19 protein-coding genes are annotated in these 25448 nt (G+C 66.7%); 8 read left to right on the plus strand and 11 right to left on the minus strand.

What is annotated here, in order from left to right:
• The first annotated feature begins 3 nt into the window (after window positions 1-3).
• From PKE80_RS20595 to PKE80_RS20605, 3 genes are all read left to right on the plus strand, one after another.
• Complete coding sequence (locus PKE80_RS20595; RefSeq protein WP_271184141.1) at window positions 4-1596, plus strand: amidohydrolase; 1593 nt, start codon at window positions 4-6, stop codon at window positions 1594-1596.
• A 170-nt stretch (window positions 1597-1766) separates the two neighbouring features.
• Window positions 1767-3374 (plus strand): peptidase dimerization domain-containing protein, encoded by a 1608-nt coding sequence (locus tag PKE80_RS20600; protein ID WP_271184142.1) that lies wholly within the window; start codon window positions 1767-1769, stop codon window positions 3372-3374.
• A 109-nt stretch (window positions 3375-3483) separates the two neighbouring features.
• Window positions 3484-4782: a D-amino acid dehydrogenase gene (locus PKE80_RS20605; RefSeq protein ID WP_271184143.1), complete on the plus strand. Its 1299-nt coding sequence runs from the start codon at window positions 3484-3486 to the stop codon at window positions 4780-4782.
• Window positions 4783-4786: 4 nt separating this feature from the next.
• Here the strand turns inward: PKE80_RS20605 and PKE80_RS20610 are convergent, their stop codons facing one another.
• Window positions 4787-6625: a diguanylate cyclase gene (locus tag PKE80_RS20610; protein ID WP_271184144.1), complete on the minus strand. Its 1839-nt coding sequence runs from the start codon at window positions 6623-6625 to the stop codon at window positions 4787-4789.
• Between the two features lie 115 nt (window positions 6626-6740).
• Window positions 6741-7538 (minus strand): SDR family NAD(P)-dependent oxidoreductase, encoded by a 798-nt coding sequence (locus tag PKE80_RS20615; RefSeq protein ID WP_271184145.1) that lies wholly within the window; start codon window positions 7536-7538, stop codon window positions 6741-6743.
• A gap of 107 nt (window positions 7539-7645) precedes the next feature.
• Here PKE80_RS20615 and PKE80_RS20620 point away from each other — a divergent pair, with 107 nt between their 5' ends.
• The gene (locus PKE80_RS20620; protein WP_271184146.1) at window positions 7646-8548 is read left to right on the plus strand and encodes a LysR family transcriptional regulator; all 903 of its coding nucleotides are present in this window, start codon (window positions 7646-7648) and stop codon (window positions 8546-8548) included.
• On the opposite strand, the gene PKE80_RS20625 is transcribed toward PKE80_RS20620, so the two are convergent.
• The 9 genes from PKE80_RS20625 to PKE80_RS20665 all read right to left on the minus strand — a co-directional run bounded on the left by PKE80_RS20625 (window position 8545) and on the right by PKE80_RS20665 (window position 20006).
• Window positions 8545-8826, minus strand: a complete 282-nt coding sequence (locus tag PKE80_RS20625) for a DUF3325 domain-containing protein (protein WP_271184147.1) — start codon at window positions 8824-8826, stop codon at window positions 8545-8547. The two genes, PKE80_RS20620 and PKE80_RS20625, sit on opposite strands and share 4 nt — an antisense overlap.
• Window positions 8823-10388 carry a PepSY-associated TM helix domain-containing protein gene (locus PKE80_RS20630; RefSeq protein WP_271184148.1) on the minus strand — a complete coding sequence of 522 codons (1566 nt, stop codon included), beginning with the start codon at window positions 10386-10388 and terminating at the stop codon, window positions 8823-8825. Before PKE80_RS20630 ends, PKE80_RS20625 begins: the two co-directional genes overlap by 4 nt.
• Window positions 10385-10696, minus strand: a complete 312-nt coding sequence (locus PKE80_RS20635; protein ID WP_271184149.1) for a hypothetical protein — start codon at window positions 10694-10696, stop codon at window positions 10385-10387. The genes PKE80_RS20630 and PKE80_RS20635 overlap by 4 nt, the downstream gene beginning before the upstream one ends.
• A 122-nt stretch (window positions 10697-10818) precedes the next feature.
• Window positions 10819-13050 carry a malto-oligosyltrehalose synthase gene (gene treY / locus PKE80_RS20640; RefSeq protein WP_271184150.1) on the minus strand — a complete coding sequence of 744 codons (2232 nt, stop codon included), beginning with the start codon at window positions 13048-13050 and terminating at the stop codon, window positions 10819-10821.
• A 5-nt stretch (window positions 13051-13055) separates the two neighbouring features.
• Window positions 13056-14777, minus strand: a complete 1722-nt coding sequence (treZ, locus tag PKE80_RS20645) for a malto-oligosyltrehalose trehalohydrolase (RefSeq protein WP_271184151.1) — start codon at window positions 14775-14777, stop codon at window positions 13056-13058.
• On the minus strand, window positions 14777-16894 hold the full coding sequence (glgX, locus tag PKE80_RS20650) for a glycogen debranching protein GlgX (RefSeq protein WP_081799082.1): 2118 nt from the start codon (window positions 16892-16894) through the stop codon (window positions 14777-14779). Before glgX ends, treZ begins: the two co-directional genes overlap by 1 nt.
• Before the next feature lie 279 nt (window positions 16895-17173).
• Complete coding sequence (gene chrA / locus PKE80_RS20655; protein ID WP_271184152.1) at window positions 17174-18373, minus strand: chromate efflux transporter; 1200 nt, start codon at window positions 18371-18373, stop codon at window positions 17174-17176.
• A gap of 323 nt (window positions 18374-18696) precedes the next feature.
• A complete protein-coding gene (locus tag PKE80_RS20660) occupies window positions 18697-19542 on the minus strand; it encodes a ferredoxin--NADP reductase (RefSeq protein WP_008829865.1) in 846 nt (281 codons plus the stop codon).
• Between the two features lie 29 nt (window positions 19543-19571).
• On the minus strand, window positions 19572-20006 hold the full coding sequence (locus PKE80_RS20665; RefSeq protein ID WP_036527129.1) for a hypothetical protein: 435 nt from the start codon (window positions 20004-20006) through the stop codon (window positions 19572-19574).
• Window positions 20007-20217: 211 nt separating this feature from the next.
• Between PKE80_RS20665 and PKE80_RS20670 the strand changes: the two genes are divergently transcribed.
• The 4 genes from PKE80_RS20670 to PKE80_RS20685 all read left to right on the plus strand — a co-directional run bounded on the left by PKE80_RS20670 (window position 20218) and on the right by PKE80_RS20685 (window position 25236).
• A complete protein-coding gene (locus tag PKE80_RS20670) occupies window positions 20218-22491 on the plus strand; it encodes a glycoside hydrolase family 3 N-terminal domain-containing protein (RefSeq protein ID WP_271184153.1) in 2274 nt (757 codons plus the stop codon).
• Between the two features lie 288 nt (window positions 22492-22779).
• Window positions 22780-23196, plus strand: coding sequence for a DoxX family protein (locus PKE80_RS20675; RefSeq protein WP_271184154.1), 417 nt, complete (start codon window positions 22780-22782; stop codon window positions 23194-23196).
• 144 nt (window positions 23197-23340) lie between these two features.
• Window positions 23341-23880, plus strand: coding sequence for an RrF2 family transcriptional regulator (locus PKE80_RS20680; protein WP_008829861.1), 540 nt, complete (start codon window positions 23341-23343; stop codon window positions 23878-23880).
• A gap of 147 nt (window positions 23881-24027) precedes the next feature.
• Window positions 24028-25236 carry an NAD(P)/FAD-dependent oxidoreductase gene (locus tag PKE80_RS20685; protein WP_271184155.1) on the plus strand — a complete coding sequence of 403 codons (1209 nt, stop codon included), beginning with the start codon at window positions 24028-24030 and terminating at the stop codon, window positions 25234-25236.
• The last annotated feature ends 212 nt before the right edge of the window (window positions 25237-25448 follow it).

A 25448-nucleotide genomic window follows, 5' to 3' on the forward strand; every position in this document is an offset into this window, starting at 1 on the left:
ATCATGAACACCGTCAAACGCGCCATGCTCGCCGCCGCCCTCGCCACCACCGTTATGGGCGGCGCTCCCGCCCATGCCGCCGCCCCGCAAGCGCTCAAGGACGAGGTCGCGAAGGAAGTCGAGGCGCAGCGCAAGCAGATCCAGGTCATGGTCGACCAGATCTTCAGCTTCGCCGAACCGGGCTTCCAGGAAGTCAGGACCAGCGAATACCTCACCGGCATCCTCGAAAAGAACGGCTTCACGGTGACGCGCGGGGTGGCGGGCATTCCCACCGCCTTCACCGCCACCTGGGGCAAGGGCGGGCCGAAGATCGCGCTGGGCAGCGATATCGACGACGTGCTCGGCGTCTCGCAGACCCCCGGCCTGCCGTATCTCAAGCCCATCGTCGAAGGCGCGCCGGGGCATGGCGAGGGTCATAACTCGGGCATGCCGCTGATGGTCGCCGCCGCCATCGCGGTGAAGAAGGTGATGACCAAGCACGGCCTCGAAGGCCGCCTGATGCTGTGGCCGGGCGTCGCCGAGGAGTTGCTGGCGACCAAGGCCTATTACGTGCGTGCAGGGCTGTTCAAGGACGTGGACGCCTCGATCTTCACCCACGTCAGTTCCGATTTCTCGACCGGCTACGGCGAGATGGGGAACAACGGCATGGTCTCGGTCGAATACAGCTTCAAGGGCAAGACCGCGCACTCGGCGGGCATGCCGTGGGAGGGCCGCAGCGCGCTCGACGCGGTGGAGATCATGGACGTCGCGTGGAACTTCCGGCGCGAACACCTACCGCTGACGCAGCGCTCGCACATGATCATCACCAACGGCGGCGGCCAGCCCAACGTGGTGCCGGACAAGGCCAGCATCTGGTACTTCTTCCGCGAGCGCACTTTCGCCGACATCCGCAAGCTCTACGAGACCGGTAACGACATCGCCAAGGCCGCCGCGCTCGCCACCGGCACTACGGTCAGCCAGCAGACGCTGGGCTATGCGGCGCCCAACTTCGGCAATAAGCCGCTGGCCGAAGCCGCCTATGCCAACATCAAGGCGGTCGGCATGCCGCAGTGGAGCGCTGACGATCAGGCCTTCGCCAAGGCCGCGCAGACCTTCAACGACCGCAAGATCGAGCCGCTGAAGTCGGAAGTCGCCGAACTCTCGACCCCGGAGAATCGCAAGCCCTCCACCGGTGGCGGCTCGGACGACATCGGCGACATCATGTGGGCGGTGCCGACGATCACCATCCGCTTCCCCTCGAACATCCCCAACATGATCGGCCACAACTCCACTTCGGCCTTCGCGATGGCCACCCCGATCGCGCACAAGGGCGTCGAGGCGGGCGCCAAGGCGGTGGCGATGACGGTGCTCGATATCCTGACGACGCCGCAGCTGGTCACCGACGCCAAGACCTATTTCACCGACGTGCAGCTGAAGACCGACACCTATGCGCCGGTGCTGACCGACAAGGACGTGCCCGCGATCTGGCTGAACGAGCGCAACATGCAGCTCTACCGGCCGATGATGGAGAAGTACTACTACAACCCGGCGAAGTATCCGACCTACCTCGACCAGCTGGGCGTCAAGTACCCCACCCTGACGAAGCCGGCGGAGTAATCGGGATGCGCAGCAACACACATTCCTCTGCCTCCCCCACCCCCGTCATTGCGAGCGGCGAAGCCGCGCGGCAATCCAGGGCGGAGCCGCGCCGCTCTGGATTGCTTCGCTACGCTCGCAATGACGAACGAGGGGGGGACGAGCAAGGCGCGGATAAGCGCGGGGCAAGCGTGCGCAGGTACGGTCTGCGTCCCCTGATCGCCGCCGCGCTTGCTGCGGCCTCGCTCATCCCCGGAGTCGCGCAGGCGGCTGCCGACCCGGCGCTCAAGCAGGAAGTCGCCGCCGCCGTCGAGGCGCAGCGCAAGCAGATCCAGGTCATGGTGGACGAGATCTACTCGTTCGCCGAACCGGGGTTCCAAGAGGTGAAGACCAGCGAGTACCTCGCCGGTATCCTCGAGAAGAACGGCTTCACCGTCGTGCGCGGCGTGGCCGGTGTCCCCACCGCCTTCACCGCCAGCTGGGGCACCGGCGGGCCGAAGATCGCGCTGGGCAGCGACATCGACGGGCTGCTCGGCGTATCGCAGGTGCCGGGCGTGGCGGAGGTCAAGCCGCTCACCGAAGGCGCACCCGGGCATGGCGAGGGCCACAATTCGGGCATGCCGCTGATGGTCGCCGCCGCGCTCGCCGCCAAGCAGGTGATGACGAAGCACGGGCTGCAGGGCCGCCTGATGCTGTGGCCGGGCGTCGCCGAGGAGCTGCTGGCGACCAAGGCGTACTATGTGCGCGCGGGGATGTTCAAGGACGTCGATGCCTCGATCTTCGCGCACGTCAACACCGGCTTCGGCACCGGCTGGGGCGACCTCGGCCTAACCGGCATGATCTCGGTCGAATACGAGTGGAAGGGCAAGACCGCCCACTCGGCCGCGATGCCGTGGGAGGGCCGCAGTGCGCTCGACGGGGTGGAGTTGATGGACGTCATGTGGAACTTCCGGCGCGAGCACCTCCCGCTCACGCAGCGCTCGCACGACGTCATCACCAACGGCGGCGGCCAGCCCAACGTGGTGCCCGACAAGGCGAGCAGCTGGTACTACTTCCGCGACAAGGACTTCGCTTCGCTGCGCAACCTCTACGAAGTCGGCAACCAGATTTCGGAGGCCTCGGCGCTGGCGACGGGCACCACGGTCAGCCGCAAGGTGCTGGGCTTCGCCGCGCCGAACTACGGCAACAAGCCGCTGGCCGAGGCGCTCTACGCCAATATCGAGACGGTGGGCGTGCCGCAGTGGTCCGCCGCCGACCAGGCCTTCGCGAAGGCGGTGCAGGTGAAGAACCACCTCAAGGTCGCCCCGCTGCCGGATAAGGTCGCGCCGCTCTCCACCCCGGACCTGCGCGGCGATGCCAGCTTCGGCGGCTCGGACGATATCGGCGACGTGATGTGGACGGTGCCGACGGTCACCATCGGCTATCCGGCGAACATTCCCAACGTGATCTTCCACCACGCCACCGCCGCGATGGCGATGGCCACGCCGATCGCGCACAAGGGCACCGTCGTCGGCGCCAAGGCGGTGGCGATGACGATCCTCGATCTCGTCACCACGCCGCAGATCATCACGGAGGCCAAGACTTGGATGAAGGACGTCCAGCTCAAGGACCAGAAGTACGATCCGCTGATCGCCGCCACCGACATGCCCGCGATCGACCGCAACGCGCGCACGATGGCGCAGATCCGCCCGGCGATGCAGCCCAGCTACTACGATCCGAAGAAGTACGATTCCTACCTCCAGCAACTGGGCATCGATTACGAGGCTTCGGGTCGCGAAACCTCCGGCGCGGGCAGCTAAGCCCCCCAGCGCGCCAACCGGCCGGGGTGCGAACACCCTGACAAGAGCCAACTGCCCCGGCCGGTTCTTTTCCTTGAGACATCCTCCCTCCCACGAAGGGACCATGCAGATGGCACGCATCATCGTCATCGGCGCCGGCATCACCGGCGTCACGGCCGCCTACGCCCTGCTTTCGCGCGGGCACGAGGTCACCCTGCTCGAGCGGCACCGCTACCCGGCGATGGAGACGTCCTTCGCCAATGGCGGGCAGCTTTCGGCCAGCAACGCCGAAGTGTGGAATTCGATGGCGACGATCGCCAAGGGCCTGCGCTGGCTGCTGCGCCCTGACGCGCCGCTGCTGTTCAACCCGCGTCCCTCGCTGCACAAGTATTCGTGGATGGCGCAGTTCGTCGGCGCCATCGGCAGGCACCACGCCAACACCGTGGAGACCACCCGCCTCGCCATCGCCGCGCGTCGCCACCTGTTCGACATCGCGACACGCGAAGGCATCGACTTCGACCTCTCGCGCTGCGGCATCCTCCATTTCTACCGCAACGCCGAGACCTTCGCGGCGGCCCGGCGCGGCAATGCGCTGCTGGTCGAGGGCGGGCTGGAGCGCGAGGAAGTCTCCCCCGCCGAGATCGCCCGCATCGAACCGGCGCTGCAAGGCGATTTCTGCGGCGGCTTCTTCACGCCGTCCGATTCCACGGGCGACATTCACAAGTTCACCACCGGCCTCGCCCGCGCCTGCGCCCGCCTTGGCGCGCGGTTCGTGCTGGGCGGCGAGGTGGACCACATAGCGCTTCGGCCCGACGGTGTGTCGGTCCGGCTGCAGGCGGCGGGCGGCCTTGGGGAAGGATCCGATACCGGCCGCCTGCAGGACTTTTCGACCGATGATCTCGGTGCCGAAACGGTCGTCGAGGGGGACATGGTGATGGTCTGCGCTGGCGTCGCCAGCCGCGCGCTGGCGGCGAAGCTGGGGGACCGGGTCAACATCTACCCGGTCAAGGGCTACTCGATCACCGTCATGCTGAACGACGAAGAGAGCCGCGCCGCCGCGCCCGAGGTCAGCCTGCTCGACGAGGACGCCAAGATTGTCACCAGCCGCCTCGGCGCGGACCGTTTCCGGGTGGCGGGCACGGCGGAGTTCAACGGCTTCAACCGCGACATCCGCGCCGACCGCATCCGCCCGCTGGTCGACTGGAGCGAGCGGCACTTCCCCGGCATGAGCACGCGCCAGGTGGTGCCGTGGGCGGGCCTGAGGCCGATGACGCCGACGATGATGCCCTTCGTCGGCCGGGGCAGGCATCCGCGCGTTTTCTACAACACCGGCCACGGCCATCTCGGCTGGACGCTCTCGGCAATCACCGCGGAACTGGTCGCGCAGATGATCCCGCCGGATGAGACCGAACAGCGCCGCAGCGCCTGAGGCGTCAGGCCGCCAGCGTTTCCGAACGCGCGTCCACGAGGACCCGGTTGCGCCCTTCGCGCTTGGCACGATAGAGCGCGGCGTCGGCGGCCTTTATAAGCGTGGAGCCGTCGCGCTCCATGCTGTCCTCCCACGATGCAATGCCGAAGGACATCGTCAGCGAACCCAGCGCGCGGCCGCCCTGGTGGACGATCAGTTCGCTGATCGACTGGCGTACGGAGTCCACTCGCGCGGCGAGAGTGACCGCTGAGGTACCCGGCGCGATGATCGTGAATTCCTCGCCGCCGAAACGGCAGACGACGTCGCCGTCGCGGAAGCGGCTGCGCATCTCGGCCGCCACGGCCTGCAGCACGGCGTCGCCGGCGTCGTGGCCGAACTCGTCGTTGAAGCGCTTGAAGTGATCGACGTCGCACATGACGAGGCTGAGCGGGCTGCCTGAACGCGAGGCACGAGCGATTTCCAGCGCCAGCGTCTCTTCCATGTAGCGCCGATTGAACAGGCTGGTGAGCGGATCGCGGATGGTCTGCTCGCGCAGACCGCGCTGGAGGCGGTGGTTGACGAGGGCGGAGGCGATGTTCTCGGTCAGCACCGTCAGGCGGAAACGGTTCTCGGTTCCGACCACGCCCTTGAGGTAGAGCACGCCGATAACCTCGCCTCCCGCCAACAGCGGTTCGCAATGGTAATGGTCGGTCTGGTTGCCGACATGGGCGCAGACGATGTCGGAATCGGGCTCGACGACGAAGTGGCTCTGGCCTCGGCGCAGAGCCCAGCACTGATCGGGCGCGAAGCCTGATGAGGCAACATCCAGCCCACCCCAGGCCGCGATCGGCACCAGCAGGTTGCGCGAATTGTTGTGGGCGTAAAGCGCACCCGGGATTTCGGGCAATACGCGCGGCACGAAGACGCGGATGATCGATGCCAGTTCGTCGTCGGTGCGGGCGGCCTGCATGCGATGGGCCATGCCGCCGAGCAGTTCGATCACCTCGCCGCGTTCGCGCAGGACTTCGGTGTTGCGGCTGAGTTCTGCATTGGCGACGTGGAGGCGATCCTGGCTTTCGTGCTGGTCGGCGACGGCACCCTCCAGTTCCTCAGCCATGGCGTTGTAGCCGTTTGCCAGCCGCTCGAACTCGCTCGATTCCATGTGGGCATCAATGCGCGCGGCGCGGTCGCCCGCGCCAAGCTGGCCCATGACCGTCATCATCGCATCGACCGGGCGGCGGATGCGCCGGATCAGCGTGGCCGCGGTGTAGCCGACGAAGATCATCGTCAGCGGCACGCCGCCCAGCACCAGCCAGGTGATGTAGCTCAGGCGCTTGTCCACAACGTCGGTTCGCGTCGTCGACAGGGCGCGTTCCTCGTTAAGCAGGTCGTTCACGCGCGCCTCGACGAGTTGCATGAGATAGCGCCCGCGTCCCGATGCGACGGCGGCCTGTGCGCCGGTGAAGTCGCCCGCGCGGGTCTGCTTGGCGATCTGCTCCAGCAGGTCCGCGCGTTGGCCGATGAGGGTACGGATCTGGTCGGCGCGGTCTTTCTGGGCGGGATTGTCCTTGGTGAGGATGACAAGCTCGCCTGCCGCCGCCCGTGCCGCGCCGACTTCGGCCTCTACCGTCTCGCCGAATTCGGGGTTGTGCGTAAGGGCAAAGCCACGCTCACCGGATTCCGCTTGTTGCAGATGCCCCATCGCGCGGTTTGCGGTCTTGAGCACCTGCGAAGAATGGATGACCCACGCGAGGCTGGCGCGTGTCTGCGCGGAGCCTTCGAGCAGCAACCCTGCGAGCAGTGCCAGCAACAGGCACAGCACGCTGCACAGGATGACGATGCGACGCGACAACGACCCGACCAAGGGAATCTCCGTATAAGCGGGAGATAGAGCCCTCGGTCATCTGCCGCCGCGTTGCAATCGAAATTACAAAACTGAAATGTGACTTAAACGCGGCGGCAGGCGGTCTATCGGCGCGTCAGGCGATGGTCGGCACGATCCCGCCTTCGACGCGGATCGCCGCACCGTTGGTGATGGCGCCGAGCGGGCTGGCGAGCAGCGCGACCTGCGCCGCGATCTCGTCAGCTTCGATCAAACGGCGGATGAGCGACAAGGGGCGCAGCTTGGCGAAGAATTCCGCCTCGCGCTCGGCTTCCGGCGCATCCTTGTTGTCGACGACCGAACGGATGAACTCGACGATGCCTTCCGAGCGCGTCGGCCCGGGCATGACCGAATTCACTGTTACGCCGGTTCCGCGCGTCTGCTCGGCAAGGCCGCGCGCAATCGCCAGTTGGGCGGTCTTGGTCATGCCGTAATGGATCATCTCGCCGGGGATCACGAGCGCGCTTTCGCTGGCGATGAAGATCACGCGGCCCCAATCCTGTTCCAGCATCTTCGGGAAGTAGTGGCGGGCAAGGCGCGCGCCGCTGACGACGTTGACTTCGAAGAAGTGGTGCCAGTCCGCGTCGGTGATCTCGGTGAAGGGCTTGGCCTCGTAGATGCCGAGGTTGTTGACGAGGATATCGGCCTGCGGGACCGCGGCGATCAGGGTCTCGGCACCCTCGGCGGTTGCAGGGTCGGCGAGCACGGCGCGTACCTTGCCGCCGTTTGCGGCGACTGCGCTGACCTTGGCTACCGCCTCGTCGAGCTTCGTCTGGTTGCGACCGGAGATGACGACGTCCACGCCCTCGGCGGCGAGGCGTTCGGCGATGGCGAGGCCGATGCCGGCCGTCGAGCCGGTGACTAGAGCGGACTTGCCGGTGAGTTTGAGATCCATGACGGGATATTCCTTGCTGATGTGCCCTAAAATCTAGGTTGTCGCGTCATTGATGCATAGTGATGCATCTGGCATATCAGAAGTGAATCAAAATCACGGATCGCGTCATGGACAACCGCTTCGGCGAGATGCAGATATTCCTCGCGGTCGCGCAATACGGCAGTTTCGCGAGCGCGGCCAAGGCGCTGCGCCTGACGCCCTCGGCGGTAAGCCGGGCCATGGCGCGGCTCGAAGGGCGGTTGGGCGTGCAGTTGGTGTCGCGCACTACGCGCGCCTTGGCACTGACGGCAGAGGGTGAAGTCTATCGCGCGCGGGTAGCAGGGCTGGTGGCGGAAATCGACGAGGTCGAGCGGGGCTTCGGCTCGGCTGAAGAGGCACCGCGCGGGCCGTTGCGCATCAATGCCTCGGTGCCGTTCGGGACGCAGTGCTTGTTACCGATCCTGCCTCGTTTCCAGCGAGCGTACCCCAGGGTCACGGTAAACCTGGCGCTGTCCGATACACTGGTCGATCTTGTCGAGGAACGGGCCGACATTGCCATACGCATCGGCCCCTTACGGGACACCGGGCTAAGGGCGAAGAAACTGGGGCGCAGCATGATGGCGCTGGTCGCGAGCCCGGATTATTTGCGCATGCATGGCGAACCGCTACACCCGCGCGAACTGGCCGGGCACGCCTGCCTGCAGTTCAGCTTCCGACGCTCCATCGACACCTGGCCGTTCCGGATCGACGAAGCACTAGTCCAAAGGCCGATCGAGGCGGCATTCCTCGGCAATTCGGGGGAAGTGGTGCGGCTGATGGCGGTCGCGGGCGGCGGTATCGCGCGGCTGGGGCGGTTTCATGTCGCTGCCGATCTTGAGGCGGGGAGGCTGGTCGAAATACTGAGCCCCTTCAATCCGGGGGACCATGAAGACATTCACGCCCTTTATGTGGGCCATCGGCGACTGGCTTCCCGCATCCGGGCTTTCCTCGACTTCCTTGAGGCGAGACTGGTGCTGCCCGAAGGAGGCTAGCGAGAGGGGCGCCGGGTGCGCCAGTTGAGCGTGGTGACCGTGAGCGCGGCGCCTAGGCTCAGTTCGCCGCACCAGACGATCGTGCCCATGGCCGGACCGAGCAGCGCGGCGTTTACGGCCCAGCCGATGCCGAGCAGAAACCACCCTGCCATACGGGTAGAGCGCGTCTGTACATGAGTGAGGAGCCGACCCAGGAGATCGCGCTGGTGCCGCTTCATGCTGGCGGCGAGCGCGAGGAATCCGGCAACGATCACGGTGGCGGGAAGAATGTGCATCATGCGCTTGTTGCCCGCCGGTTCGCACCACGTGGCTTCGCACCGGCCTTTGCCTTTGTCCGGAGTTGAGCGCTTCTTACTGCGGCAAGGAGAAAGCCTGCGGCGAGGACGAGCATCACCAGGTCGAAGGCCACGAAAGTCCAGTCCCCCGCCAGCAGGCTAGGGAGCAGCCCGCGGGAAGTCGTCATGGCATTGGCCAGCGGGATGGCGGCGAAGCAGGCACCGGCGATCGCCAGCGCCTCCGTCCATGCGCGTCCGGCGGGACGCAGGATGCCCCACAGTCCGATGCCGAGCCAAGCGAGGAACAGGCTGTCGATCTCACGCTCCGCGCGGTCAACCATTTCCAGCGGGAGCAGGCGGTTGGCGAGGAAATAGACCGCGATCCCGGTCGCCAGCCCGGCAATGGCGGCGATGTTCAGACGCTCGACGATGCGGAAGCCAAGGTGCGGGCAAGAGGGGTCGGAAAGGCGGGCGCGCCGCTTGACCGTCCACAGGACGAGGCCGCTACCCACCATCACCGTGCCGCCTAGACCGCTGAGGAAGTAGAGCCAGCGCAGGCCCCATTCGGCGAAGCGGCCCGTGTGCAGGCCGATCATGACGCTCTCGGTCGCGAGGGCGCTGCCGGTCGCCTGGTGCGTGCCGATCGCGCGGCCGGTAGCGCCTTCGAATGTGGCAGTCTGGCCGCGTGCGCCGAAGGCGGCTTCGGGCGCGCGGCTCATCTCGATCAGGGCGGCCGCGTCGTTGGGGTTGGCGATGCTGATGTAGCCGACCCGCTCGTCGTTCCACCGAGCGGAGGCATTACGCACTAGCGGCCCTAGGTCCGCCAAGGGAGCATGTCTGCCGCTGGGGACGGTCTCGGCGCTGCGGCCGAACACTGCTTCGGAGAATGCGGTCTGCTCGGCATAATTGGCCGCTATGCCCCACGGCATGTACATGGACGCCAGTGTCACCAGTCCGGTGAAAGTGATCATGAGGTGGAAGGGCAATGCCAGCACCGCGGTGACGTTGTGGGCGTCTAGCCAGCTCCTTTGCCCTTTGCCGAAGCGCAGCATGAAGAAGTCGGCGAAGATCTTCTTGTGCGTGATCACGCCCGAGAGGATGGCCACCAGCATGAACATCGCCGCGACGCCGACGAGATAGCGTGCCCACAACACCGGCATGTAATGCAGGTCGAAGTGAAAGCGGTACAGGAAGAAACCGCCACGTGTCTCGCGCGAGGTGATGGCGTGGCCGCCACGGTCGAGCAGCGCGCTGGTTTCGACGCGCTTCGCCGGGCGTTCCCCGGAGGGCTGCCAATATACCTGGGTGGTGGCGCTCCGGCTGTTGGGCAGCGAGATGTACCAGCTCTTCGCATCCGGAGCGACGGAATTGAGGTAACGCATCGCGCCCTGCGCGGCGGTTGCAGGGTCTGCGTCGCCGGTTACCTCGGGCTGCATCCAGCGGGTGATCTCGTCCTGGAAATAGGCTGCGGTCCCGGTGGCGAACATCGCGAAAAGCAGCCATCCAAGGAGCAGTCCGCTCCAGGTATGAAACAGCGCCATCGACTGGCGGAGGCTGTCCTTCATATCCGCGCTCCAGCCGAGAGCGAGAACCACAGGGTGATGCCGAGCGTCAGTCCCGAGCCGGCGAGCCACAGCCAGAGCCTCACCACCGAACGCGCTCCGAAGGCGACGAGCGCCAGTATAGCGAACAGGGCGAAGGAGATCAGCGTCGCGGCGACACTGGCATTGGCGGGATCGACGCCCATGCCGCGCCACAGCAGGCGCGCAATGCAGGCCGTCGCCGCCGACGTCAGAAGGTAGTTCGCGGGAATCGCTGCAATCAGCCGTGCGACGATCTCGCCGCGACCGATGGTGCCGTTGCGTGCGGTCATCGATGACTGCCGGCGATGCGAACTATCACGAAGCCCCCTATTGTCGCGCAATTCACTATTGCGACGCACTCGCAATTTCCGCTAGGCTGCGGCCAGGGAGTTGTCAACGCATGGGTGCATCCCTAATCGACGGCGCGCACATCTTTCAGGCAATCGGCGGAGTGGCGTTTGGGCATTGGGATGTGCACCGAAAAGGCTTCGCCTTCCCCTGTACGTTCGACGATCCAGCTGTCTTCGTCCGTCCGCAGCGCATAAGTTCCGCAGGTGAACAGATCCGGTCGCTCCTGCCGCTGGGTCAGGAGGATACGGGTAAGTTCCAGCTTGCGTGCAGCGAGGGGCGGGAGCTGGCCTAATGCCAGCGCGCCCCAGTCTACCGGACGGCGATTGTCCGGATCGGTCAGCGCGACCGCCAGCCCCTCGCTGCCCTGGTAGATGTCAGGAATGCCTGGCGCAGTCAGCTGAAGGGCGGTCTGTGCCAGTGCAATGGTCTCGATCGCAGCTTCGAAGTCGCCGCGCAGACGGTCGGGAAGCAATTCGCCGGTCGCCAGTCCGTGATGGAGGGCGCGGCATAGCTGTGCGATTGCGGCCTCGGCGGCCGTATTGGGTGCTTCGTGCCGCGACAGGTCCTTGCCTTCGCGCATGGCCTTGGCGACGTGTGCATTGATGCGCTCCGGCGCATCCGGCTCGGCGCGCAACATCAAGGCGGTCTGGAGCGCATAGAGTGCCCATTGCTCCGATACCCCCGCCTCACGCCCGCGCTGCCGCGCATCGGTGTAGAGTTCTCGGGCGAAATCGGGGAAGTGGCTTAGCGCGACGAGAACGGCGCGCGCATCCGCAGAGCGCTTGGTGTCGTGCGTGGACAGGGTATCCAGCGCGAGCGGCGTCCGGTCCGCACGTTTCGCCATGCCGGCGGCAAATGTCGCATCGTCGATGACGCCGAGGTCCGGTTCGGCGCCCACTTCGCACAGCGGCAGGAAGGCGACGCTGCGGAAGAATACCGTGTCTTCCTCGGACTTCGCCGTCAGCGCTCCGGTCAGCTGCTCGAACCGAACGGCAAAGGCGCGTGCGTGCGGATCGTCGGGCGCGCGCAGCAGGCCGATCAGGCTCGCGACCGTCGTGTCTTCGGTCAACCCGTCGATGGCCTGCGTGATCGCGGGAGAGAGCGGGGCCAGATCGGCTGCGTAAGAGCGGTAGAACGGCCACACCGTCGCCAGTCGGCCGACTGCTTCGGACACTTGTGCGCGTGCGCCCTCATCAAGCGCAAGCGCCGTCAGCGCGGCTCCGGCCACACGGCGCAATTCCGGCGTGAACACTTGTTCCAGCAGTTCCCGACGGACCTTGCGGACCTCCCGCCCATAGTCCGGCGGAACGGCATCGATCGACGTCTCACGCATCGTCGCGAGGCCTTCGCGGGAGGTCAGCAGGCGCGTGAGCGGCGTCATGAATTCATATCCGCTCATGCCTTCCACCGGCCACGCCGACGGGAAGTCCTCCCCGGTCTTGACGATCTTCTCGACCCAGATGGGCGTGTCGCCAACGGCATCGCGCAATCGCTGGAGATAGCCGCCCGGCCGAGCCAGTCCGTCCACGTGGTCGACGCGCAAACCCTGGATGTGTCCCGCCTCGACCTGCTCGATGATCCAGCGGTGTGTCAGTGCGAAAACTTCGGGATCTTCCTGAAGCACGCCGATGAGGTCGGTGACGTTGAAAAAGCGGCGATGGGTGATGCGGTCGGCGCTCGTCCGCCAGTCGCCCAGAGACCAATGTTGTTCGGCGAGGAGAGCATCCAGCGTCGGTGCGTCCAGTGTGCGCGTCACGCCGCACAGATGGCGCGAGAGGTCGTTCGGGCGCAGCGGATATTCGCGATCGTAAACCCGCAGGCGCGGATCGTCGGCGTCGCCCGCCGGGGCGAGATGGCCTTGTGCGAGCAGGTCTTCGATGGCGCCGTCCAGCACGGGGAAGTGCAGCGGTCCGGCGTCCCAGTCGATGTCGAAGATGGCGGCATGGGCGCTGCCGCGGCCATGCCGCAGCACGTCGGCCAGCCACGGGTTCTCGGGCGTGAACGCCATGTGGTTCGGCACGATATCGACGATGATGCCGATCCCGGCCCGTTGTGCTGCTCCGCTAAGGCGCTGGAACGCCGCTTCCCCGCCCAGCACCGGATCGATCCGCGTGGGATCGATCACGTCGTAGCCGTGGGTCGATCCAGAGGCTGCATGGAAGGGCGGGGAAAGATAGAGATGGCTGATGCCCAGCGTGGCCAGCCACGGCAGCAGTTCGCGCGCCTTGTCGAGGTCCACGCCGTCCCGAAGCTGGAGGCGATAAGTGGCGACGAGAGGGATGGCCTTGGACATCGGTATCACTCCGGTGAGACTGTCGCCGACAGCGCGAAGGAGCTCGACGCATCGTGAAGCAGCAGGTTCGGGCTGCGATGAGGGAGGAAGGGCGTGCGCTCCGTGCCCAGGGCGGCCCGGATATGCAGGGTGCCGGGGGCGAAGGACCATTGCGCGTCGATAAGCAGCGCTTCCCGTCGAATGGCCACCGTCGGCTGGGGGTTCCAGGCAACCAGCGGCGTCACATGCGTCCGACGCAGTTCGAGGAGTTCGCGTACGAAAGCGTGGTGGTCATGCTGTTCCTGCCGGACAGCGCGGCCGATCCTGGAGGCCATGAAAGTCCCCGCCGCCGCCGGGTCGGGAACCTCGCCGCCGAAGCTGCTGAAGCGGGCGAATTCCTGCGCCCGGCCCTTGCGGACGGCTTCCGCGAGGTCGCCCTCGAAATCGACGAAAAACTGGAAGGGCGCATCGGTGAGGAACTCGTCGCCCATGAACAGCATGGGCGTGAAGGGAGTCAGCAGGGTGAGCGCGGTCATCACGCGGTAGGCATGGCGGTCGGTGACGAGATGGTGCAGCCGCTCGCCGCGTGCGCGGTTGCCGATCTGATCGTGATTGCCGAGGAAATTGACGAAGGCGGAGCGCGGCAGGTGCGTCGAGGGTTCGCCGCGCGGGGTGTCCTCGCCATTCTCGCGAGGCTGGCCCTGTTCGACGTAGCCATCGGCGAGTGCTGTGGCGATGTCGGCGACCGGGTCCACCGCGAAGGGGGCGTAGTAGCTTTCTTCCTCCCCGGTCAGCAGGCAGTGGACGGCATGGTGCCAGTCGTCGTTCCAAGTGCCGTCGTAGGGCGCATCGGCGGTGAAGTAGCGGGCGAGGTTGCGTTCGTCCTCGGTGACGAGGTGGATCGGTCGGCCGAAGTCACAGGCGCGGATGCGCGCGGCCAGTTCGTCGAGGAAATGGGTTTCGGAATGGTCCTCGATGGCGTGCACCGCGTCGAGGCGCAGGCCGTCGAGGCGGTATTCGTCCAGCCAGTACAGGGCGTTGGCGATGAAGTATTCGCGCACGGCCGGGGCCTCGAAGGCGATTCCTGCACCCCACGGTGAGGCACGCTCAGGGTGGAAGAATGAGGGGCACCACGCGCCGAGGTAGTTACCGGAAGGCCCGAAGTGGTTGTAGACCACGTCCAGCATCACGGCGATGCCGTGGCTGTGAGCCGCATCGACCAGCGCGCGCATCTCGTCCGGCGTGCCGTAGGCGGGGTGCGGGGCGAAGGGCAGGACGCCGTCGTAGCCCCAGCCCCGGTCGCCCTCGAACTGGGCGACGGGCATGATCTCGATCATCGTCACGCCAAGGTCGGCCAGGCGCGGCAGCTCTGCGACGGCCGCGGCGAACGTGCCTTCCTCGGTGAAGGTGCCGAGGTGGAGTTCGTAGACCACCGCCTCGTGCCAAGGGCGTCCCGGCCATTCGCGTCGCCATTGGTAGGCCGCCGGATCGACCAGCATCGAGGGGCCGTGCACGTCGCCGATCTGCGCCCGCGCGGCGGGGTCGGGATAGGGCGTGCCCTCGATGACCCAGCGATAGGCGTCTCCGGCGGTGGCCTCGCTCTCGAACAGCCACCAGCCTTGCCCGGCAGCCTGGGCGGGCATTGCCATGCCGCCCACTTCCAGTCGGGCCTCCTCCGCGTCCGGCGCCCAGAGACCGAAGCGCCAGCGACCGTCGCCCAGCGGCTGGGCGCCCCAGTGCGTTGCCATCAGGCGGGGCGGAACAGGCAGAGGCTGCCGGGCGAGATCGCGGCGGCCTCGCGGTCGACCGGCTCCTCGGTGAAGGGATCGTCGCGCGCGGTGTCGAGCAGGCGCACCCACTCGCCCTCGGGCAGCGTGAAGTCGAGACCGTCGCCCGCGTTGACCACGGTGAACAGCGGGCGCCCGCCGTCGAGGAAGACCTCGCGGGTCGAGTAGTCGAGCAGCATGCCGAGCACGCGCAGGCCTTGCTGGCCCCACAGCTCGCCGTCCATCGCGCGGCCGTCCGGCTGGAACCAGGCGATCTCCAGACGCTCGTTGTCGCCGGTCTCGCCCATCAGGAAGTTCTCCTGGCAGAGCACCGGGTACTGGCGGCGCAGGGCGATCATGCGGCTGCAGAAGTCGAGGAATGCGTCGTCCCGGCTCTCCCAGTCGAGCCAGCCGAGTTCGTTGTCCTGGCAGTAGACGTTGTTGTTGCCGTGCTGGCTGTTGCCGATCTCATCGCCCGACAGCAGCATTGGCACGCCCTGGCTGACCATCAGCGTCGCCACCATGGCGCGGCGGCGGCGGGCGCGGGCGGCGGTGATGGCCTCGTCGTCGGTGGCCCCTTCGGCGCCCATGTTGTCGGAAAGGTTGTTGTCGTGCCCATCCGCGCCGCCTTCGCCGTTGGCCTCGTTATGGCGGTCGTTGAACGAGACGGTGTCCATCAGCGTGAAGCCGTCATGCGCGGCGAGGAAGTTGATCGAACTGGTGGCACCGCGATCCGAATGGTTGAACTGGACCGGCGAGCCGATCAGGCGCTGGGCGATGTCGCCCACCAGCCCCTCGTCGCCGCGCCAGAACGCGCGGGTGTCGTCGCGGAACTTGTCGTTCCATTCGCGAAACGGGTGGGGGAAGCCGCCGACCTGATAGCCGCCCATGCCGATGTCCCACGGCTCGGCGATCAGCTTGACGCCGGCAAGGATCGGGTCCTGCCGGATCGCGTCGAAGAAGCCGCCCTCGCGGTCGAAGCCCGCTTCCTCGCGGCCCAATGTGGAGGCAAGGTCGAAGCGGAAGCCGTCGACGTGCATAACCTGCACCCAGTAGCGCAGCGAATCGAGCACCATGCGCATGACCATCGGATGCGCCACCGCCAGTGTGTTGCCGGTGCCGGTGTTGTCGAAGCTGAAGCGCGGGTTCTCGGGGCTCAGCATGTAGTAGGCGGCGTTGTCGAGACCGCGGAAGCTGAGCGTCGGGCCTTTCTCCGAACCTTCGGCGGTGTGATTGTAGACCACGTCCATGATGACCTCGATCCCCGCCTTGTGGAACCGCTTCACCATGTCCTTGAACTGGCGGATGGCGCGCGGGGCGACGTCGCCGCCGCGCAGGAAGCGCGGTTCCGGCGCGAAGAAGCCGAGCGTCTGGTAACCCCAGTAGTTCGACAGGCCCTTGTCCAGCAGCATGCGGTCGTCGAGGAAGAACTGGCTGGGCAGCAGCTCGATGGCGCTGACGCCCAGCTTGCGGAGGTGATCGAGGATCGGCTCGCTGGCCATGCCTTCATAGGTGCCGCGCAGGGCTTCGGGGACGTCGGGGTGAGTCATCGTCAGGCCGCGTACGTGGGCCTCGTAGATCACCGTCTCGGTCCAGGGCCGGGAGAGGGACTTGTCGCCTTCCCAGTCGAAGTCCGGGTCCTGCACCACGCTCTTGACCATGAACGGGGCGGAATCGCGGGCATCGAAGGTGGTGTCGTCGCCCGTCGTCAGGTCGTAGCCCCAGAGCGCGTCGTCCCATTGCATCGCGCCGGAAACCTCGCGGGCATAAGGGTCGAGAAGCAGCTTGTTGGGGTTGAAGCGGTGGCCGCTCGCGGGATCGTAAGGGCCGTGGGCGCGCAGGCCGTAGAGCTGGCCGGGCTTCACGCCGGGGAGGTAGCCCGAGAAGATCGAACCTTCCCGCGATGGCAGTTCGAGGCGGGCGGTTTCCTCGGTGCCGTCCTCGGAAAACAGGCACAGTTCGATCGCTTCGGCATTTTCGGAGAAGACGCCGAAATGGGTGCCCTCGCCGGTATATTCGGCGCCGAGTTCATGGATCATCCGCTCGGGGCGGGAAAACGCGATGTCGGCGGGATGGTCGGTAGCTGGGCCCTGCGTCACGTGCTGCCTCCTGCATGATGCTGCATCCGCTAACACGCATGGGGGGCGGGAGGTTCCGGGCAGGTTTACACGGTTGACACGGTCCAGAGGGAAAAGGTGTCACCTTGGGCCGGAAAGTGTCACCTTAGGTGCACAAGGTGACACATTTTGCGGACAATGTAGCACCTTGTGAGGAGAAAGTGTCGCCTTGCGGTGTAACCTTGTGCAGCTGGAAGCGATCGGGCGGGGCGTGGGCGCATCGTACCGCGCCGCCCGTTCTGTAGGAAAGCGCCCGCTTCTTTACGTGAACAAGGCCCAGCCCGCGAAGGCCCCTCCCGCCACCAGCGCGGGCGTCACCCAGGCCCCCTTGATCCGCCACACGACCGCCAGGGCCACCGCGAAGATCGCGAGCGCGCCGAGCGGGGCGGTCACGCGCAGTCCGGTCGCATAGGCAAGCTGCACGAAGGTGGCGGCGATGATCCCCACCACGGCGGCGGCGATGCCTTCGAGCAGGCGGTGCAGCGCCGGATTCTCCACGATGGCCTCCAACCGCTCGAACAGCACCAGCGAGAAGGCGAAGGCGGGCAGGAACATCCCCGCAGTGATGGCCAGCGCGCCGCTCACCCCGCCGGTGACATAGCCCACGAAAGTCACGAAGATTACCAGCGGCGCAGGCAGCACCCCGGCGAGCGCAATCCCGTCGAGGAAGGCGCCGTCGCCGATCCAGCCCCGCCCGACCGTGTCCGAACGGACATAGGGAATGGCCGTATAGGCCCCGCCGAAAGTCAGCAGCCCGCCTTTGAGCCCGGCGACGAACAGCGCGAAGGTTGTGACGGGAATGCCCTGCACAGCATGCAGGCTGTCGCCAGAGCCGGAAAGCAGGTGGATCGCGGTCGCCAGCGCGAGGGCGACCGCAAGGATCGCGCAAGCCACCAGCGGCCGATGCGACACGGCATAGGTCAGTCCGCCCGCCGCCAGCAGGATCCAGAACGGCACCCCCAGCAGGGTCAGGGCGAGGCTTGCCACCGCGATCACGCCGAGCAGCGCGTTCTCGACGATATGGTGTCCGATGCGGACCACCGCGCGCAGGATGATCGCGAGCACCGCGACCTGCACGCCGAGAAGCGCGCCCGCCAAAGTCAGGTTTCCGGCGACCCAGGTGACGTAGGCCCATCCCGCGACCAGCATCAGCACCAGCCCCGGCAGCATGAAACCCAGCCCGGCCAGCAATCCGCCGATCCGCCCGCGCGCGATCATGCCGAGGTGGACGCAAAGTTCATGCGCCTCCGGCCCCGGCAGCACCTGCAGGACCGCGAGCAGGCGATTGAAGCGGCCCTTGTCGATCCAGCGCTCGTCCTCGACCAGCGCCTGGCGCAGCATGGCGATCTGCGCGACCGGCCCGCCGAAGGCCAGCGCCCCGAACCGCAGGAACTTGAGGAACAGTGCAGGCAGCGAAAGGGTGGGCGGCGCGATAGTGATGGAGGCGGTGTCGGTCGTCATGCAAGTGCTCCGCAGGCCGCAGGTACGGCTGATGGAGCGGACTTGGACGTTGCCGTCTGAACGGGCGTCCGCGCGTGCCCGTTGGTCCGATTTCAGCGCAATGGCGGGGGGAAGTCAAGGCGGGCGATGAAGAAGCATCCTCCCTGTCGCGCAGCGATGGGGAGGTGGCAGTCGCGCAGCGACTGACGGAGGGGGCCTTCTCCCCTCCACCACCGCCTGCGGCGGCGGTCCCCCTCCCCATTGCTTCGCAACAGGGAGGATGTTCGAAACGAAAACGGCCCGCCCTTTCGGGCAGGCCGCTCTCGCATCACAGCAGTCGTCGCTTAGCCGACGAACGCGCGCTCGATCACGAAGTCGGCGGGCTTGTTGTTCGATCCTTCGACGAAGCCCAGACCTTCCAGCATCGCGGCGATGTCCTTGTTCATCGCCATCGAGCCGCACAGCATCACGCGGTCGGTCGCCGGGTCCATGCGGGCCTCGCCTTTCAGGCCCTCGAACAGGCGGCCGTTCTCGATCAGCACGTTGATGCGGCCGGTGGTGTGGAATTCTTCCCGCGTGACGGTCGGCACGTAGGTCAGCTGTACCAGCGCCTGGTCCTCGACCAGCGGGTCGCCGGCCAGCTGGCTCTCCAGCTCCTGGCGGAAGGCGAGGTCGGCGACGCGGCGGACCGAGTGGACGATCACGACCTGCTCGAACATCTCGTAGACGTCCGGATCGCGGATCAGCGAGAGGAACGGGGCGAGGCCGGTGCCCGAACCGAACAGGAACAGGCGCTTGCCCGGCGTCAGCGCGTCGGTGACGAGCGTGCCCACCGGCTTGCGGCCAAGGTAGATCTGGTCGCCCGGCTGGATCAGCTGCAGCTTGGAGGTCAGCGGGCCGTCCTCGACCTTGATCGAGAGGAACTCGATCTCCTCGGCCCACGAGGGGCTGGCGATCGAATAGGCGCGCAGCAGCGGCTTGCCGTTGTCGCCCTGCAGGCCGATCATGATGAATTCGCCCGAGCGGAAGCGGAACGAGGCCGGGCGCGTGATCTTGAAGCTGAAGAGGTGCTCGTTCCAGTGATGGACCGAAAGCACCGTCTCCACGGTCAGCGCACCAGTGGGTTCCAGAACGGTCGCAGGAGCCGCCGAATTGTCCAGGGTGGCGGCTTCTGCCTTGCTATCGTTCATCAACGTCAGTCCTTGGTTCATCGAATGGGTCACGCGGGCGGGTTTATCAGTGCAATGCCGAAGCCGGCGATGGTCATCGCGGCGCTTGCGCGGCTCATGGCCTGAGCGACCGCGGCGACCGTGTCGCATGGCACGACATGCGCGAGAGTCGCGCGCACGTTTTCGCGGCGGCCTATACCGACATCGCGCCAAAGTGCAAGGAGCAACGCCTCATGTTCGCAGATGCGGTGGCAGCCCATCGGCGCGACCATGATCCTTTCGGATGCCCGGCGGCTGACGAGCGCCATCGCCATGTGGAAGTCCGGCAGGACGGCTGCGGCGTTGTATCCGGCAAAGGCGCGCGCCAGCGACTGCGCCGGGCAATTGCCCTTGGATGCCGAATGCGCCCACCCGCGCATGGCCCAGAGCAGGAACCGGCCGTCGTTGTCGAGTTCGGTGACCGGCCGGTCGAGGAAGTCGTACATGCGCGTGCCTCAAGATATGCTATTGCGAATTAGTCGCATATCTTTTGCATCGTGCGGCGCGATGCGTCAACCCGGTGTCGCCGTACGACGAGGTGGCGCGGGGGCAGGGTGGTCCGAAGCCATGGCGCGCGTCCGGGCCTTGCCGCAATGCAACAAAATGCCCTACCGCGGTTTGACGGGGGCAAGTCGACGCACCAACAGCCAAGAGTTCATGAACCCAGACCGCCGCACCGTTCTTTCCGGTATCATCGCCAGCGCCATCGCATCGGGCTTCTCGTTCAGGGCGCTCGCCGCCGAAGAGGTGACGCGGGTGGACGATCTCATCAAGAAGATGACGATCGAGGAGAAGGCCGGGCAGATGACCTGCCTTGCCGACGCCTTCCGCCCCTTCAACCCGCCCAACCCGGCGGCCGGCATCCAGGACGTGAAGAAGCTCTCGGAGGAAATCCGCAAGGGCCGCGTCGGCTGCCTGTTCAACGGTATCGGCGTGGCGGGCGCGCGCAAGGCGCAGGAGATCGCGGTCAACGACAGTCGCCTCGGCATTCCGCTGCTGCTGGCGGGCGACGTGATCCATGGGCTCAAGACGATCTTCCCGGTGCCGCTGGCCGAGGCGTCCAGCTTCGATCCGGTGCTGGCGCAGCGTACCGCGCGCGCCATGGCGATCGAGGCGACGGCGGCGGGCCTGCACCTGACTTTTGCGCCGATGGCCGACGTCGCGCGCGACCAGCGCTGGGGCCGCGTGGTCGAGGGCTCCGGAGAAGACGTCACGCTGACCGCGCTGCTCTCCGCCGCGCGGGTGCGCGGATTCCAGGGGCGCGACTTGCGGCGCGACGACTCGTTGCTCGCCTGCCCCAAGCACTTCGCTGCCTATGGCGCGGTGGCGGGCGGGCTGGAATACGGCAGTGTCGACATCAGCGACGAGACCCTGCGCGAGACGCACCTGCCGCCTTTCGGCTCCGCCTTCGCGGCGGGCGCGCTCACCACGATGGCGGCGTTCAGCGAGATCAACGGCGTGCCCGCGACCGCCGACCGCACGCTGCTCACGGATATCCTGCGCGGCGAGATGGGCTTCACCGGCTTCGTCTTCTCTGACTACACCGCCGATGAGGAACTGGTCGCCCACGGTTATGCGGAGGACGACCGCGACGCCGCGCGGCTGGCAGTGCTGGCGGGGGTCGACATGTCGATGCAGAGCGGGCTCTATATCCGCTACCTGCCAGACCTCGTGAAGAGCGGCGCGGTGCCGATGGGCACGGTGGACGTGGCGGTGCGGCGCATCCTCTACGTCAAGATGGCGATGGGCCTGTTCGACAACCCCTGGCGCTCGCTCGACGAGGCGGCGGAGAAATCGCGCATCGGCGCGCCCGTTCACCGCGAACTCGCGCGCGAGGCGGGCGCGCGCTCCATCGTGCTGCTGCAGAACGACGGGGTGCTGCCGCTCGACAAGGGAAAGAAGCAGAAGATCGCGCTGATCGGTCCGTTCGGCGATGACAAGGCGAACCTCTACGGCCCCTGGGCTTTCTACGGCGATCCCGACAAGGGCGTGGACGTGGCCAGCGGGCTGCGCGGCGCGATGGTCGATCCGGACCAGCTGACCGTCGTGCCCGGCTGCGCCATTCACGGCCCCACCGACGGCGGGATCGAGGAGGCGGTCAAGGCGGCGAAGGCGGCCGACGTGGTGATCCTCGCCCTCGGGGAATCGCAGGACATGTCGGGCGAGGCGCAGTCGCGCACCGTGATCGAGATCCCGCCCGCGCAGCAGGCGCTCGCCGATGCGATAGCGGCGGTGAAGAAGCCGACCGTCGTGCTGCTTCGTCACGGCCGTGCGCTGGCGATCCATGACGGAGTGGCGAACGCCAATGCCGTGCTGGCGACGTGGTTCCTCGGTTCCGAAGCGGGCAATGCGATCGCCGACGTGGTGTTCGGCAAGGTCGACCCCTCGGGCAAGCTGCCGGTCAGCTTCCCTTGGGAGTCGGGGCAGGAGCCGTTCTTCTACGATCGCAAGTCCACCGGCCGCCCGACCGTCCCCAATGGCAGCACCGAGTACAAGGCCCGCTACGCCACCACCGACAACAGCGCGCGCTACCCCTTCGGTCACGGCCTGAGCTACACCCGCTTCACGCTGGACAAGCTGCAGGTTTCCGACCCCGCGCTGCGCTGGGACGGCACCGTCTCGATCACCGCGCGCCTGACCAACAGCGGCAAGCGGCGCGGCAGCGAGATCGTGCAGCTCTACACCCGCGACCGCGTGGCCAGTCGCACCCGCCCGATCCGCGAGTTCAAGAAGATGGAGCGCGTCACCCTGGAGCCGGGCGAGAGCCGCACCGTGCGCTTCACCCTGTCCCGCACGGACCTCGAATTCGTCGGCGCAGGCAACCGGCGACTGGCGGAGCCGGGCGCGTTCGACGTCTGGGTGGGCCAGTCTTCCGAGGACGGGCTGCACACGCAGATCACCTTGTACGCGGCGGCCCCGGCGAGCGCTTAGGGCGGCGCGCGCAATCTCACCCTCTCGTTGTCATTCCCGCGAAGACGGGAACCCATCTGCGGACCGACCCCATTGCGCAACGGGAGAGCACACGAGCAGGGTCCCCGCCTGCGCGGGCATGACGACATATTTGAAGGAGCGGTCACGAAAACATATGTTCGCATAATTCGAACATATGATCGCGTTTAATCACACTATTTAGGAACCCTGATCGGGCGCATCTGGAGGGCGTCAGGACGACACGCCCGTCGTCACCTTATTGCCCCCGATCACCCAGGAGTTCCCGCCATGACCATCACCACCATCGACACCGCCCCCGTCGCTCCCGCCAACACCGCCAGCACCCTCGAAGCCTGGCTGCCGCTCGTCGGCCGCGTTTTCATCGCCGCCATCTTCATCATCAGCGGCTTGTCCAAGATCGCCGACCCCGCCGGTTCGATGGCCTACATCGCCTCGGTCGGCCTCCCGCTCCCCGCCGTGGCGCTGGCTGGCGCCATCCTCGTCGAAGTGGTCGGCGGCGCGCTGCTGATCTCGGGCTACAAGGTCCGTGCGGTCGCCACCGTCATCGCGCTGTTCAGCCTCGCCACCGCCGCGTTCTTCCACAACAACCTGGCCGACCAGAACCAGTTCATCCACTTCTTCAAGAACATCGCGATCGCCGGCGGCCTGCTGCAGATCGTCGCTTTCGGCAAGGCTCGCGCCTGAACGCGAAAGCCCTGCCGCAAACGCTGCCGGAAGGGGCGGGCCGAAAGGCTCGCCCCTTTTCGCATGATTGCACGATAAACGCAGACCAGATTTGTCGTCGTTATATGCTTGACGCTTTAACGCAGACAGGGTAACTCCGCGTTCATGGCCCACATCACCACCAGCGTCGAATATGGAATCCACGGCCTGCTCTGGCTGGTGGAAGACGGCCGCGCCCTCAGCAGCCGGGAGATCGCCGAGATCCAGGGCATCTCGCCCAGCTTCGTGGCGAAGATCTTCCCCAAGCTGGAGAAAGCCGGCATCGTCGCCGCCAGCGAAGGCGTGCGCGGGGGCTACCGCCTCGCGCGGCCGGCGGGCGAGATCACCTTCCTCCAGATCATCGACGCGATAGAAGGCGACAAGCCGCTGTTCGATTGCCAGGAGGTGCGCGGCCGCTGCGCCCTGTTCGGCGGCGATGCGCCCGGCTGGGCAACCGCCGGAACTTGCGCCGTCCACGCTGTCATGCTCCAGGCCGAGAAGGCGATGCGCGATGCGCTTGCCGCGCAGACCCTGGGCGACGTGGCGAGCCGCTTCGGCCGCAAGGCGCCCGAGACATTCTTCAACGATTTCCGCGACTGGGCGGGCGATCGCCAGACCACCCGCACCGCACGCATCGGCCGTCCCCGGCGGGACGGTCCTTCATGACCTGAGCCTTTCTCACCCGCATTCCTGAACACCTTTCTCGGCGTCCTGCCGGACGAACCGGGAAAGCGCCGGCTTGCGCGCTGCCTTCGCGGGCCTCGCGCTTGTCGGGACGATGAGCCGCGTCCGGCGCACAAGAGGAGAAGATCGATGAGCAAGCAGACCATCCTGATCGCCGGCACCGGTTTCGCCGGAGTCTGGGCCGCCCTGTCGGCAACCCGCGCCATTGCGCTTGCAGGGCGGGAGGACGACGTGGAAGTCGTCGTCGTCTCGCCGAGCCCGACCATGGTGATCCGTCCGCGCCTTTATGAAGCCGTGCTGGAGAACATGAACCCCGACGTTTCTGCCCTGCTCGCGGTGGTCGGCGCGCGGTACGTGGCCGGTCTGGTCGAGGCGATCGGCGCGACCACGCAGCAGGCCACCATCCTGCGCGGCGACGGCGGGCGAGAGACGGTTCCCTGGGACCGCTTCGTACTGGCCACCGGCAGCCGCCTGTCGACCCCGCCGATCCCGGGCATCGCGGATCACGCCTTCGATGTCGACCAGCTGGACTCGGCGCAGCGGCTGGACGCGCACCTCGAGCTGCTGGCTGCCCGCACCGACGAGGCACGCGGTACGGCAGTCGTGGTAGGCGGCGGCTTCACCGGCCTCGAAGGCGCGGCGGAGATGCCCGAACGGTTGCGCGCCATTCTGGGCAAGGATGCGCCGATCCGCGTCGTCATCGTCGACCCGGCCGAACAGATCGCCGCCGAGATGGGCGCCGATGCGGCCGTGGTCGTGCGCGGCGCCCTTGACGAACTGGGTGTCGAGCAGCGCCCTGGCGTGCGGGTGACGGCGGTGGACGCAGGCGGGGTCACGCTTTCGGATGGATCGCGGATCGATGCGGCGACCGTCGTGTGGTCGGCCGGGATGCGTGCTCATCCGCTGGCAGGGCAGGTGCCCGGAGAGCATGATGCCACTGGCCGGGTGCTCGGCGACGCCTATCTCCGCGCGCCCGAGGCGCCGGGCATCTTCGTCACCGGAGACACCGTGAAAGCGGCGACCGACGATATTGGCAACTTCACCGTCATGTCCTGCCAGCACGCGCTGAGCCTCGGCCGGGTGGCGGGCCACAATGCCGCTGCGGAACTGGTGGGGCTGGGCCTCCACCCCTACAGCCAGCCCAAGTACGTGACCTGTCTCGACCTCGGTGCATGGGGTGCCCTTTATACGGAGGGCTGGGACCGGCAGGTCCACCTGACCCGGGCGGAAGGCAAGAAGCTGAAGCAGGAAATCAACGGCGTGTGGATCTATCCGCCCGCGCCGGAGCGGGAGGCGGTCTTCGCGGTCTCCAACCCGGACTTCGTGATCGTGCCCTGACGCGAAAGGCCCGGCTGGAGACGGTCGGGCCATGCGTTTCCGGGCATGATCGTGCCAAACCCGCGCAAATCCGGCCTTTGCGTTGAAAATGAACTTTTTTTGAAATTAGTGTTTGACCGACTCACTTGGTGGCCTTAGAGGCCGCTTCACCGCAGCGAAGCACGCTTCTGCTACGGTCGCCAACACAGACGGACAGCTAGTTCCCCCGATCG

The organism is Novosphingobium resinovorum (assembly GCF_027922145.1).
In the GTDB taxonomy this organism is placed as follows: Bacteria; Pseudomonadota; Alphaproteobacteria; order Sphingomonadales; family Sphingomonadaceae; genus Novosphingobium; species Novosphingobium resinovorum.